The organism is Streptomyces sp. Isolate_45, assembly GCF_024721315.2.
Lineage (GTDB): Bacteria > Actinomycetota > Actinomycetes > Streptomycetales > Streptomycetaceae > Streptomyces.
Genome location: NZ_JANFAK020000211.1, coordinates 1 through 12,996, shown reverse-complemented (window position 1 = coordinate 12,996; position 12,996 = coordinate 1). Strand labels below are relative to the sequence as shown.

Here is a 12,996-nt window from a genome sequence, read left to right as displayed (position 1 = left end):
GGCGGGCGCGCCGCGGGCGCGGGCCGGGCACCGCCCGCGAGTGACGCGGACGGTGCCCGGAGCGGCTCCCGGTATCGCGCGACCCGGACCGGTCGCGCCCGCTCAGAAGCGCTGCGGGCCGTTCGGGAACGGGGACGGCGCCGGGAGCGCCTCACGGCGTTCCGCGGGGGCCGGCTCCGTCCGGCAGGTGATGTCCCGCCCGGGCAGTCGGCCCGTGGCCAGGTAGGCGCTGACCGGGGCGTTCACGCAGGAGTTGGGCTCGGCGAGGTACACGGCGTGCCCCTCCCCGCCCCGCGCGAGGACCATCCGCGAGCCCTTCAGCGCACGGTGCAGGCCCTGTCCGCTGACGAGGGGGGTCTGTGAGTCCCACTCGTTCTGCACGGTCAGGACGTTCGCCCGCTTCGTGATGGGAGTGGCCGCCTCCAGGGGCCGCTGCCAGAAGGCGCACGGCTTGATGTTGGAGGCCATGTCCCCGTACAGCGGGTACTTCGCCTTGTCCCGGGCCGCGTCGCGGGCGTACTGCCCCGGATCGCGCGGCCAGGCGTCGGTGTCCGCGCAGACCACGGCCCAGAAGACGGCGGTGCCGTTGTCCGACGCCGGTTCGGGCGCGGTCGTACGACCGCTCGACGAGATCGTGGCGGCGGGCGCGGCGGCGGCCTTGACCCGGTCCGGACCGAACACCGCCTTCGCGTCGGGCACGGCCGTGCCCGGGGGAACCGGACGGCCCTCGGCGGCGGCCTTCAGCGCGGCGATCAGCGGCGCGGCCGCCGAGGGGGTGAAGAACAGCGGCCGCGCGGAGCGGATCCGGTCGCCCGTCAGTTTCATTCCCTCGAACTCGACGGGTTCGCGGTCGGCCCGCGCCACCAGGTCCCAGAACGACTTGGACACGGCGCCCGGAGTGCTGCCGAGCCCGAACTCGGCGTCGCGTTCGGCCGTCCAGCGGGTCCAACGGGCGAAGGCCGGCTCGGCCTCCGTGGCCCACACCTGGAACATGCCGCGCCAGATCCGCCCGGGGTCGACCCCGCTGTCGAGCACGAAGCGGTCGGCGCGGTCCGGGTACATCTGCGTGTACACCGCGCCGAGGTGGGTCCCGTACGAATAGCCCAGGTAGGAGATCTTCCGCTCGCCCAGGGCGGCGCGGATGACGTCCATGTCCCGGGCCGTGTTGCGGGTGGTGATGTGGGGGAGGAGGGCGCCGGCCTTCTCCCGGCACTTGTCGGCGACGGTCCGCGCCCACGCGACGTCCGAGGGGAAGGTCGCCGGCCGGTACGGCCGGTCGATGTTCTGCTCGGCGTCGGTCATTCCGCAGGTGATCGGGCTGCTGGCCCCGACGCCCCGCGGGTCGAAGCCGATCAGGTCGTACTTCTCCCCGACCTCCTTGGGGAGCGCCGCGCTGAACTCCAGGGGCAGGCCGAGCCCGGGCCCGCCCGGACCGCCGGGGTTCAGCAGCAGGACCCCGTGCCGCTTCGCCGGGTTCTCGCTCTTGACCCGGGATATCGCCAGGTCGATCGTGCGCCCCCGAGGGCGCTGGTGGTCGAGCGGCACCTTGATGGTCGCGCACTCGTACGAGGCCGGCTGGTCGGTGCTGCACCGGTGCCAAGCGGGCTTGCGCGCACCGTAGTCGGGCGCCGGCTCGGCGGCCGCCCCGGTGGCGGTGAGGAGGGGCAGGGCGGTGGCGAGGAGTCCGGCGGTGGCTAGCAGGGGTGCGATGCGTTTCGTGCGCACGAAGAGCCGATCCTTTCGATGAGGAACGCGGTTCCCTGCACACCCTGGGGCAATCGACGGCCGGGCGAATCATCCCTCAGGGCGCCGTCCGTGCTCCTCGCGAATGAGCGGAATTCCGGACAACTGGCCGACACGCCGCGCGGATTGAGTGCAAGAGCGAGCTATGTTACGCACGAGTGCGGTTCGTCCCGAGGCGCCGCCCCGCAGGACGAGGGGGCGGGGCGATGTCGATGCGCGCGGAAGACGATCCCGTGGGTCGGCGTACCGAACGGGCGCTCCTCAGGGCCGCGTTGGACAACGCACGCACCGGACGGGGCGGTTCGGCCGCACTGCTGCGCGGCGAGGCCGGCATCGGCAGGACGGCCCCCCTCGACCGGGTCCAACGACGGGCCCGCGCGGACGGATTCCTCGTGCCGCACCTTCGTCCCCGCCGCCACCGCACTGGCCGCCGCCGACGAGGAGGCCGACGCCCGCTACCGCGCCGCCCACGCCGTGCCCGGAGCCGAGCAGTGGGTCTTCGAACTGGCCCGCCTGCGAAGGGCCCACGGCTCCTGGCTGCGCCACCACCGGGGGTAGGCCCGGCACGTCCTGAGCGAGGCCCACCACACCTTCCGCACCCTGCGGGCCGGACCGTCGGCGGAACGCCGCGCCCAGGAACTCCGGGCCGCCGGGCACCCGGTGGAAACCGCCGCGGGCGGGCAGGGACTGCTGACCGGCCAGGAAGCGCGCATCGCCCGGTCGGCGCGCGCCTGTACAAGATCTTCCCGAAGCTGGGGATCACTTCGCGCGCCGCCCTCGCCAAGGCGTTGGAAGCCGACTGACGGATGCCCGACCAGAGGGCCCGGCGGTAGGGCAACGGCTCAAGGCGTCCGAGGCGTCGAACCGGCCCTGCCGATGGCGGTCAACGCGCGGTCCAGTACCTCCTGGACCTGGCCGAGGGCCGAGACGGTGGTCACCAGCCCCTGGCCCCGATAGTGGTCGAGGACCGGTGCCGTCTCGCCGCGATACACCTCCAGCCGCTTGCGAACGGTCGCTTCGCGGTCGTCGTCCCGCTGGTACAGCTCACCGCCGCAGAAGGCGCAGGTTCCCGCGACTTCGGGCGGGTCGTGATCGACGTGGAAGATGTGCCCGGGGTCCTCACGGCACAACCGTCGCCCCGCGATGCGGCTGATCACCTCCGCGTCGGGAACCTCCAGGTGGAGCACGGCATCCAGCCCCGACCCGGTGCGGGCCAGGATGCCGTCCAGTTCCGCCGCCTGGGCGGGATTGCGGGGGAAGCCGTCCAACAGGAACCCGGGCTCGGTGTCCGGGCGGGCAAGGCGCTCCCTGATCACCCCGACCGTGACCTCGTCCGGCACCAGGAGGCCGGCGCGGATGTGCCGGTCGGCGTTCCGCCCCAGCTCGGTGCCCCGCGCGATCTCCTCGCGGAACAGGTCACCGGTGGAGATGTGCCGGATCGACAGGTGGGTGGCGAGGCGCACCGCTTGCGTGCCCTTGCCGGCTCCGGGCGGCCCGATCAGCAGGAGGCGCATCGATGAGGTGTCCCTTCGTCATGCGTGGCCAGGGAGATCGCGGAATCCGGAGCGGTCGGGCGTCGTGGCTGCGTGGACGCGCCCATGCTATTTCAGCGGACAACGGGCACTTCGCTGTTTTTCGCGCGGGTGTCACCGTGTTCCACGGTGCGCCTCGGGCCGGGCGAGACTTCACGACACGCCCTGCACGGCTCCGGCCAGCCCCTCCGCCAGCAGCAGCACGCCGATGGCCACGATCACCCAGGCCATGACCGCGGCCGCGTGGGTCTCCAGCCAGAGCTTGACCCGCGCCAGCGGCCCCAGGACGCGCGGACCGCCCACGGTGTGCAGCAGGACCGGCAGGGCGACCGTACTGGCCGCGACGGCCGTGAAGACGGCCAGCCCGACGCCCGCGCCGGCGGCCGACGAACCGGCGGCGCCGACGGCCAGCCCGGCGGCCGCCGACAACAGGAAGATCTTCGGGTTGGCCACCGCGAGGAGCACCCCGAGCCGGAACGCCCGGCCGGGCCCCGCCTCGCTGAGGAGCCGCATCCAGCGCGGCGCGGGTTTGCCGTGCCTGACCAGCCACTGCCGGACCCCCAGCGCGACGAGGCACAGGCCCAGCACGATCCGCGCCCAGTCCGTCCACGGCCGGTCGCGTTCGCCCAGCGGGACCAAGGAGGTCAGCACGGCGCACAGGACCGCGGGCACCGCCACGCCGATGACCCACCCGGCCAGGAAGGCACCGCTGGTGACCTTGGCCCGCGGCGTGAACTGCATGAACACGGCCGGGATCACCGTGAACGGCGAGACGGCGATCACGACTGCCATCGGCAGGACCTCGCCGATCACCATTGCCCCCGGCGCCGACCCGGTTCCGGTGCGCGCATGGCCGGGTACCCCTCTGCTCGTCATGGCCCCTCCACGGCCCAACCGCTTCGGACTCACCTCGGCCGTCGACGCGGCGGGCGGCTTCCAGGACTTCCCCGACGACCACGCCACCGTCATCGACCTCGCCCGCACCGGTGAACCCTCCCCGCGCATCGCCTACTACCTCTTCCCGCGGACCGCCGGCGTCTGACGGCGTCCCGGCCCCGGGCGGCCACCGACCGGTACGGGGCTCCGCCGTGCTCCGCCCGGCGGCGCGGAGCCCCGTACCCGCTCCTCGGCGCTCAGCAGATGCGCGGCAGCTGCTCCCCGATCGGCAGGTCCACCACCCGCGTCCCGCCGAGGCCGGTCCGCGCGACGACGAGACCGGGATGGGCCTCCACGGCCTCCCCGATCACCGCCGCGTGCCGGCCCAGCGGGTGGGCGCGCATGGCGTCGAGCACGGCCTCGGCGTGCTCCCGGGGCACGAAGGCGACCAACTTGCCCTCGTTGGCCACGTACAGGGGATCGAGGCCGAGGATCGCGCAGGCGTTGGCGACCGCCGGCGGCACCGGGACCCGCGACTCGTGCAGGACGACGCCGGTGCCGGAGGCGACCGCGATCTCGTTCAGGGAGGCCGCCAGACCGCCCCGCGTCGGATCGCGCAGGACGTGCAGGTCCGGGGTGACCGCGAGCATGCTCCGGACGAGACCGCCCAGGGCAGCGCAGTCGCTCAGGACGTCCACCCCGAACTCCAGGCCCTCGCGCACGCTCATGATCGCGACCCCGTGCAGCCCGATCTCACCGCTGACGATCACCACGTCGCCGGGGACCACGCGCTGCGGACGCAGGTCCACGCCCGCCGGTACGAGCCCGATGCCGGAGGTGTTGATGTAGATGCCGTCGCCGTGCCCGGCCTCCACCACCTTGGTGTCGCCGGTGGCCACCTCCACCCCGGCCGAGCGCGCGGCGGCGCCCATGGCCTCGGCCACCCGGGCGACCGTGGAGATCTCCACGCCCTCCTCCAGGATGAACCCGCAGGACAGGTAGGCCGCGTCGGCCCCGCTCATGGCCAGGTCGTTGACCGTGCCGTTGACGGCCAGGTCCCCGATGCTCCCGCCGGGGAAGAACAGCGGGCGCACCACGTACGAGTCGGTGGAGAAGGCGAGCCGGACCCCACCGAGCCGGACGGCCGCGGAATCCCCGAGCTGCGCCAGCACCTCACCGCCGAACGCCGGCGCGAAGAGGTGCTCGACGAGCTCGGCCGAGAGGGCGCCGCCGCCGCCGTGGCCCATCACCACCCTGGGGCGGTCGCGCAGCGGCGCCGGGCAGGTCCAACCGGCGACGTCGAGGACCGCCTCGGGCCGAACCGTGTCGGGTCGTGCGGTCTCGGGTCGTGCGGTGTCGGGTCGTGCGGTGTCGGGTCGTGCTGTCTCAGGCAACGGGGCTCGCCTCCAGCGGCGCGGTCGGGGCGGTCGGGGTGACCCGGTCGTTCTGCGCGGCCGGGAGGTCCAGCCGCCGGTACAGGTAGTACGCCGCACACGCGCCCTCGCTCGACACCATCGTGGCGCCCAGCGGATTGCGCGGCGTGCACAGGGTGCCGAACGCCTCGCACTCGTGCGGCTTCAGCAGCCCCTGGAGCACTTCGCCGGCGCGGCACTCGGCAGGCTCCAGGGTGGTGATGCCGGTCACCGAGAACCGGTGCTCGGCGTCGAACTCCCGGTACCGCGAGGACAACCGCCAGCCGCTGTCCGGGATCACCCCGATGCCGCGCCACGCCCGGTCGGTGACCTCGAAGACGTCGTCGAGCATCGCGAGCGCCGCCGGGTTGCCCTCGGGGCGGACGGCGCGGGCGTAGGCGTTGTCCACGGTGTGCTCGCCGCGCTCCAACTGCCGCACCGCACGCCGGACGCCCTCCAGGATGTCCAGCGGCTCGAAGCCCGTCACCACGATCGGCACCCGGTGGCGCGCGGCCAACTCGGGGTACTCGCCCGTCCCCATCACGCTGCACACGTGCCCGGCGGCGAGGAAGCCCTGGACCCGGCAGCTCGGCGAACGCATGATCGCCTCGATCGCCGGAGGGACCCGGACGTGCGACACCAGCAGGCTGAAGTTGCGGATGCCGAGCTTCTTCGCCTGGTACACCGTCATGGCGTTCGGTGGCGCCGTGGTCTCGAACCCGATGCCGAAGAAGACCACCTCGCGCTGCGGGTTCTGCTGCGCGACCTTCAGCGCGTCGAGCGGTGAGTACACCACCCGTACGTCGCCGCCCTCGCTGCGCACCTGGAAGAGGTCACGGCCCGTTCCGGGGACGCGGAGCATGTCCCCGAAGGAACAGAAGATGACGCCGGGGCGGGAGGCGATCTCCAGCGCCTTGTCGATGACCTCCAGCGGCGTCACGCATACCGGGCAGCCCGGACCGTGAATCAACTCGACTTGATCAGGCAGCAGTTGATCGATTCCGTGCCGGATGATGGTGTGGGTCTGGCCGCCGCACACCTCCATCAGCGCCCAGGGGCGGGTGACGGTGGCGTGGATGTCGTCGAGCAACCTGCGGGCGAGTTCCGGATCCTGGAACTCCTCGATGTACTTCACTGCGGGATCTCCTCCTGCCGGGCCTCGGTGTGCGCCCTGTCCGCGGCGGGCTCGTCGTCGGTGAACGGCCACGGAGCGCCGCCCGCCTCCGCCGCCATCTCCCAGGGGTCGCCGAACTCCTCCTGGAGCATCCCGAGTTGCTCGAACAGCTCCAGGGTCTGCCGGGCCGATTCCTCGTCCAGGCGCTGGAGTGCGAAGCCCACGTGGACGATCGCGTACTCGCCGACCTGGAGGTCCGGCAGGTACTCCAGGCACACCTCCTTCTGCACCCCGCCGAAGTCGACGGTGGCCATGCGGGTGCCGTCCTTCTCCCCGATCTCAAGCACTCTGCCGGGTACCGCGAGGCACATGGGCTTCTCCTTGCTGTGGGTGGTCCGTGGCCCGGGCGGCCCCCGCGGTGCCCGCCACCACGAGCTGGCCGAGGGCCAGGCCGCCGTCGTTCGGTGGGACGCGGTGGTGCCGCAGGACGGTGAAGCCGCGCCCGCGCAGGTCGTCGGCGCAGGCCGCGGAGAGCAGGGTGTTGGCGAAGACCCCGCCGGTCAGGGCGACCGTGTCCAGGTCGTGCCGGTCGCGGGCGAGCCCGCACAGCGTGCCGACGAGGGCGGCGACCCCGGCGTGGAACCGGGCGGCGATCACCGGGCGGGCCGTGCCCGCCCGTACGTCGGCCACCACCGCGGCCAGTACGGGCGCCGGGTCGGCGACGACCGGCCCCGAGCCGCCCGCCGCGGGACGCCGCAGCCCGAAGGCGTAACCGCCCCCGTACTCCGTACCCGCCTCCAGGGCGGCGGCCTCCAGCTCGATCGCCGCCTGCGCCTCGTACCCGGCGAGGTGGCGGATGCCGGCCAAGGAGGAGACGGCGTCGAAGAGCCGGCCCATGCTGGAGGTCGGCACGCAGTTCAGCCCTCGCTCCAACTGGCGTTCCAGCACACGAAGTTCATCGGGCGGGCAGGCGGCCGTGCACGGCAGGTCCGGGTCCCGGTCCAGCCCCGCGGCCCGCAGGTGGGACAACGCCATCCGGTACGGCCGCTGCACGGCGGCGTCACCGCCCGGCAGCGGGACGTACGCGAGGTGCGCGAACCGGCTGAACCCGGCGTAGTCGGCGAGCAGGACCTCCCCGCCCCAGACCGCGCCGTCGTCCCCGTACCCGGTCCCGTCGAAGGCGACGCCGATCACCCGCCTGCCGCCGTCGAGGCCGTGCTCGGCCATCGCGGACGCGACGTGGGCGTGGTGGTGCTGGACGAGGACCAGCGGGCGCCCGTCCGCGTGCTCCCGCGCCCACCGGCCCGAGCGGTAGCCGGGGTGCCGGTCGGCGGCGATCAGGGCGGGGCGGACCCCGGTGACGGATTCCAACTGCCGCTGCGCGCCCTCGAAGGCGTACCGGGTGGCCAGGTCGTCCATGTCGCCGATGTGCGCGGACAGCCAGGCCCGGCGGCCCTCGCCCAGGCAGAACGCGTTCTTCAGGTCACCGCCCACGGCGAGGCTCGCCGGTACCTCGACCGGCAGCGTCACGGGCAGGGGGGCGTACCCGCGCGAACGGCGTACGGTCAACCGCTCGCCCCCGCAGACGCGCACCACGGAGTCGTCGCACGGCACATGGATGGGCCGGTCGTGCGTGAGCCAGGCATCGGCGAGGCCCGCGAGCCGCTCCAGGGCCTCGGTGTCGTCCGTGACGATGGGCTCGCCCGAGAGGTTGCCACTGGTCATCACCAGCAGGCGGGGGCCCTCCGGGTCGCCGGGCAGGCCGAGCAGCAGGTGGTGCACGGGGGTGTACGGGAGCATCACACCGAGGTCGGGACCGCCCGGCGCGACCGCCTCCGCCACACCCGTCGCCCCACGGCGGCGGCGCAGCAGGACGATGGGACGGACCGCTCCGGTGAGCAGGCTCCGCTCCTCGGTCCCGACGACCGCGAGCCGTTCGACGTCGGCGAGCTCCCGGGCCATCAGCGCGAACGGCTTGTCGCCGCGGTCCTTGCGGCGGCGCAGCTCGGCGACGGCGTCCGCGTGGGAGGCGTCGCAGGCCAGGTGGTAGCCGCCGAGCCCCTTCACCGCGAGGACCGCCCCCTCGGCCAGCATCCGACGGGCCCCGGCGACGGGGTCGACGCCGGTCACCTCGCGGGGCGGTCGCCCGGACAGCAGCCGCAGGCGGGGCCCGCAGGCCGGGCAGGCCACCGGCTGGGCGTGGAAACGCCGGTCGGCCGGGTCCGCGTACTCGCGGGCACAGTCCGGGCACATGGGGAAGCGGGCCATGGTGGTGTGGGCCCGGTCGTACGGGAGCCCGGTGACGATGGTGAAGCGGGGCCCGCAGTGCGTGCAGGTGATGAAGGGGTGGCGGTGACGCCGGTCGGCGGGGTCGGCCAGCTCGGCGAGGCAGTCGGCGCAGGTGGCCACGTCGGGGGAGACCAGCGTCCGGGCGGGCCCCCCGGTGCGGGAGGCGACGATGGTGAATCCGGAGCCGCCCGCGACCGGCACGGCCCAGTGGTCGACGGTGTCCACGACGGCCAGCGGCGGGGCGTCCGCCGCGAGCCGCTCGCAGAACCGCAGCACCGCCTCCGCCGATCCCTCGACCTCGGCGACGACGCCCTCCGGCGTGTTGGTGACGTGCCCGGCGAGGCCGAGCCCGGTGGCGCGGGTGTACACGTACGGGCGGAAGCCGACGCCCTGGACCACGCCCCGGACGGTGATCCGGCGGCGCTGCACGGCCTCCATCAGCGGGTCTGCGCCACGGAGTCGTGGACGTGCGGGTGGACGCGCCCGTCAGGGCCGTGGTGGTGGTCGTCGTCCCCGTCGTGGTCGTGGTCGTGCACGTGTCCGTCGTCGTGTCGGTGGGAGTGCCCGTGCCCCTGCTCGTGCCGGGTCCGGGCCATGACCGGTGTGTGCGGCGCCGTTCCCGCGCCGACGGCCAGGGCCCGGTCCAGGAGGAGGCCCGCACCCGTACCCGCGCGGGCCGAGGTGAGCACCACTTCCACCCCCGGGTTGACCTGCTGGACGTTCCGCCGGAAGGCCGCCTCGTCGAATTCGACGGCCTCCGCGATGTCAGTCTTGGTGACGACCACCAGCTGGGCCAGCCCGAACGCCGTCGGGTACTTCAGCGGCTTGTCCTCGCCCTCGGTGACCGAGGCGAGCACCACCCGCAGGTTCTCCCCGAGGTCGTAGGAGGCCGGACAGACCAGGTTGCCGACGTTCTCCACGAACAGCAGCCGCGTCTCCTCGGGCAGCCACCCGTCCAGGTGGCGGCCCATCATTCCGGCCTCCAGGTGACACAACCCGTCGGTGAGCACCTGCTTGACCGGTACGCCGGAACGGGCCAGCCGCACGGCGTCGTTCTCGGTGGCCAGGTCTGCCGTCAGCGCGGCGACGGCCACGCCCCGTTCCCGGGCGAGCAGCAGCTCGTGCTCCAGCAGGGCGGTCTTCCCGCTGCCCGGACTGGACAGCAGGTTGACCACGCTCGTTCCGCGGGCGGTGAGTTCGGCGCGCAGCACCTGGGCCGCCAGATCGTTCTTGGCGAGCACCGCCTGTTGCAGGTCCACCACTCGGCACATGGTTCAGGCCTCCTCGGAGATCGGTTCGCGGGTACGACCCGGGTCGCCGCCCGGATCGTCCTCCCAGGTCACGCTGAGGATCCGCAGTTCGCGGCCCGACAGCAGCTCCACGCCGGTGGCCCGGCCGCACCCCGGGCAGCACAATCGCGGCGGCACGCCGACCGCCCATTCGTGCGTACATTCCGCGCAGCGGGCGCGGGCCGCCTCGGACACGGTGACCAGCTCGGCGCCTTCGAGGACGGTGCCGGCGCAGGCCAGTTCGAAGCAGAAGGCGAGGGCGTCCGGCACCACACCGGCCAGTTCCCCGACCTGGAGCCGGACAAGGGTGACGGCGTTCGCCCCACCCGCCTCGGCGGCCTCTTCCACCTGGCCCACGACGGCCATGGCGATCGACATCTCGTGCATCGGGACTCCGTCCTGCCGGGGCTCATTACAGCGGCAGGACCCGGGACCCGCGGTCGGGCACGCCGACGCCCCGCACGCCCCGTACGCCGTTCGGGTGCGCCGGGGCGGCCGGCCGGTGGGCAGCGGGGTGTCACATCCTGCGCAGCCGCAGATAGCGCCTGATGTCGGGCAGCAGCTGCGTGAGCACGGCGACGATCGCGGCGGCGGCCGCTCCGCCGACGAAGGCCTTCTTCATGGGGTCCTCCTCAGTTCGCGCGCGGGGTGCGCGGTGGTCTGCGCGTCCGGGCCGGGCCCGGGACGCGGGGCGTCCCGGACGAGCTCCAGGACCGTCCGTACGGCCTCGGGTACGGCGGCGGCCACCGGGGCGCTCAGCCCGATGCCCTCCTCGACCGAGGCGGGTTCGCAGCCGACGACCAGGGTGCGCCGCGGCGGGGTGGAGCCGGTGCCCGCGCACAGGGTGCCCAGCAGGGCCAGCACCGAGTCCGGCGACATGTGGTGGCCGTCGAGGACGGCCCCGCCGGGCGGTCCGGCGCCCGCCTCCCCGGCGTCGATCAGGTACACGGTGCCGGGGGCCCCGCCACGGGCGGTGGCGTCGATCAGGACGAGCGTGTCGTAGCCGTCCAGGAGCTGGTAGGCGAGGTGGACCCCGCGCACCCCGAAGTCCACCGCCTCGACGTGGTCGGGCAAGGGGTGCGCCGACAGCGCGCGCACGGCCTCGACGCCGAACCCGTCGTCGCCGAGGAAGACGTTGCCGATGCCCGCGACCAGGACGGCGCCGCTCACGCGTCCTCCAGGGGGGAGACCTCGTCGGGCTGGAAGTACAGGAACCGGCCCTGCTCGCGGCGGATGTCGGCGCCCGGGTCGCCCTCCACCGTCACCGCGAGGTGCACTCCGCCGTCGACGTCGTGCAGGACGGCCTCGACCAGGGCGGGGCGGTCCCGCAGGAACAGGTCCTGCGCGTCGGTCGGGCGTAGTCCGGGGCGCAGCAGCACCCGGCTGCCGACGCCCACCGCGACGCCGTCGATCGTGATCCGGTCCGGCACCGGGTCGAGCGCGTCCGGCCGGGCCGGATCCCACCACGGGCTGTCCGGGCGGAACACCGCCTCCTCGGGCGGGAGTTCAGGGATCTCCGGCGGGAGTTCACCGGCCTCCGCCGGGAGTTCACGGATCTCCGCCGGGGCCTCGCCGGTGACCTCCCGGAGCGCGCGGACGGCTCCGTGCAGCCGCTCCAGGACCTCGGGCGGCATGGACTCCGCGAGGTCGATCACCGCGGCCGCCCGGGGATCCGTACCGCGGGCCTCGCGCTTCTCCTGGTCGGTGAGGACCGCCGTGCGCAGGGTGAGGATCTCGTCGATCTCCAGGGCGTCGTACATGGCCCCGGCGCTCTCCGGCGCGATGGCCGGGTGGTCCTCCAGGATGATCGGCGACGACAGCACCACGTCGGCGCGACCGCCGTCGCCCGCGAGGACGGGCCAGGTCCGCAGGTTGACGCAGTCGGCGACAGCGGCCTCGGCCCATTCGGGCGGGTCGGTCAGCGACAGGAACGACCCGGCGTCGAGGCCCAGCAGGAGGTGCGCGGCGACCAGCGACCGGGGCAGGGCGGCCTCGCGCGCGTCGCGTTCTCCGTCCGGGGCCCAGGGGCTCGTGTTCTCCACGACCGCCGTGAGCCTCAGCACCCGGTAGGGGCCGTCGAGTTCGGTGGTACGGAGCCGCACGAGACCACTGACCCGTTCGGTGCGCCGCACCAGCCGGCCCACCGTTCGGCCGTCGGCGTCCACGACCTCCTCGGTTTCCTCGCGGGCGGGCCGGGAGAAGGGCAACACGAGCCCCTCTCCGTGGAGTTCGGCGACCGGGACCTCGTGGACGACCCGCTCCTCCGTCCCCTCGTCCCACGGCACCAGCACCCGGTCCTCCAGGTGCAGTTCGTCGGTCGCGGTGAACGAGCCGTCGGCCTCGGCCCGTTGGACGGTGCGCCGTTGCGCGTGCAGGAACCGCAGCTCCAGGGCGAGGTTGGCGGCGCCCCGGGGCTCCATCAACAGCTCGGTCCGCTGGAAGGAGTGCTCCTCGTGCGCCGGGGCCCAAGCCGGGGGCACGAGCACGCCGAACTGCCAGCGCAGCCGGTTCTTCGCCGCCGATGCCCGGTACGGATACAGGACGTACCCCTCGAACAGGACGGCGTCGGCCACCTGCCGGGCGGTCGCGAAGCGCGTCTCCCCGCCGGGGGCCGCCGGCGACGCGATCGAGGTGGTCGTGGTCACGGTCGGGCTCGGGGTGGTTGCGGGTCACGTGGACCACGCCCGCGGCCCGGCCGTCTTCTACCACCTGGGCGCGGTGCGCCGGGGAGCCGCGATCGA

The 12,996-nt window shown here is 73.9% G+C and carries 12 protein-coding genes; 1 reads left to right on the top strand and 11 read right to left on the bottom strand.

What is annotated here, in order from left to right; genetic code table 11:
- Positions 1-102: 102 nt before the first annotated feature.
- The 3 genes from NOD94_RS36915 to NOD94_RS36905 form a co-directional block, all read right to left on the bottom strand.
- Positions 103-1,725, bottom strand: a complete 1,623-nt coding sequence (locus NOD94_RS36915) for an alpha/beta hydrolase (RefSeq protein WP_281210605.1) — start codon at positions 1,723-1,725, stop codon at positions 103-105.
- Between the two features lie 860 nt (positions 1,726-2,585).
- Positions 2,586-3,257 carry an adenylate kinase gene (locus NOD94_RS36910; protein ID WP_281210604.1) on the bottom strand — a complete coding sequence of 224 codons (672 nt, stop codon included), beginning with the start codon at positions 3,255-3,257 and terminating at the stop codon, positions 2,586-2,588.
- Positions 3,258-3,428: 171 nt separating this feature from the next.
- Complete coding sequence (locus tag NOD94_RS36905) at positions 3,429-4,151, bottom strand: GAP family protein (protein WP_281210603.1); 723 nt, start codon at positions 4,149-4,151, stop codon at positions 3,429-3,431.
- On the opposite strand from NOD94_RS36905, the gene NOD94_RS36900 reads away from it, so the two are divergent.
- Positions 4,150-4,317, top strand: coding sequence for a hypothetical protein (locus NOD94_RS36900; protein ID WP_281210607.1), 168 nt, complete (start codon positions 4,150-4,152; stop codon positions 4,315-4,317). The genes NOD94_RS36905 and NOD94_RS36900 overlap by 2 nt on opposite strands.
- A gap of 91 nt (positions 4,318-4,408) precedes the next feature.
- Here the strand turns inward: NOD94_RS36900 and hypE are convergent, their stop codons facing one another.
- The 8 genes from hypE to NOD94_RS36860 all read right to left on the bottom strand — a co-directional run bounded on the left by hypE (position 4,409) and on the right by NOD94_RS36860 (position 12,900).
- Entirely contained in the window at positions 4,409-5,422 is a 1,014-nt protein-coding gene (gene hypE / locus NOD94_RS36895; RefSeq protein ID WP_281210606.1) for a hydrogenase expression/formation protein HypE, read from the bottom strand.
- Positions 5,423-5,537: 115 nt separating this feature from the next.
- Positions 5,538-6,698 carry a hydrogenase formation protein HypD gene (hypD, locus tag NOD94_RS36890; RefSeq protein ID WP_281210602.1) on the bottom strand — a complete coding sequence of 387 codons (1,161 nt, stop codon included), beginning with the start codon at positions 6,696-6,698 and terminating at the stop codon, positions 5,538-5,540.
- A complete protein-coding gene (locus NOD94_RS36885) occupies positions 6,695-7,048 on the bottom strand; it encodes a HypC/HybG/HupF family hydrogenase formation chaperone (RefSeq protein ID WP_281210601.1) in 354 nt (117 codons plus the stop codon). Before NOD94_RS36885 ends, hypD begins: the two co-directional genes overlap by 4 nt.
- Positions 7,017-9,404, bottom strand: a complete 2,388-nt coding sequence (gene hypF, locus NOD94_RS36880; RefSeq protein WP_281210600.1) for a carbamoyltransferase HypF — start codon at positions 9,402-9,404, stop codon at positions 7,017-7,019. Before hypF ends, NOD94_RS36885 begins: the two co-directional genes overlap by 32 nt.
- Positions 9,404-10,237, bottom strand: a complete 834-nt coding sequence (gene hypB / locus NOD94_RS36875; protein ID WP_281210599.1) for a hydrogenase nickel incorporation protein HypB — start codon at positions 10,235-10,237, stop codon at positions 9,404-9,406. The genes hypF and hypB overlap by 1 nt, the downstream gene beginning before the upstream one ends.
- Before the next feature lie 3 nt (positions 10,238-10,240).
- Positions 10,241-10,642 (bottom strand): hydrogenase maturation nickel metallochaperone HypA, encoded by a 402-nt coding sequence (locus tag NOD94_RS36870; protein WP_281210598.1) that lies wholly within the window; start codon positions 10,640-10,642, stop codon positions 10,241-10,243.
- A 231-nt stretch (positions 10,643-10,873) separates the two neighbouring features.
- Positions 10,874-11,425: a hydrogenase maturation protease gene (locus NOD94_RS36865; RefSeq protein ID WP_281210597.1), complete on the bottom strand. Its 552-nt coding sequence runs from the start codon at positions 11,423-11,425 to the stop codon at positions 10,874-10,876.
- On the bottom strand, positions 11,422-12,900 hold the full coding sequence (locus NOD94_RS36860; RefSeq protein ID WP_281210596.1) for a hypothetical protein: 1,479 nt from the start codon (positions 12,898-12,900) through the stop codon (positions 11,422-11,424). The genes NOD94_RS36865 and NOD94_RS36860 overlap by 4 nt, the downstream gene beginning before the upstream one ends.
- Between the last annotated feature and the right edge of the window lie 96 nt (positions 12,901-12,996).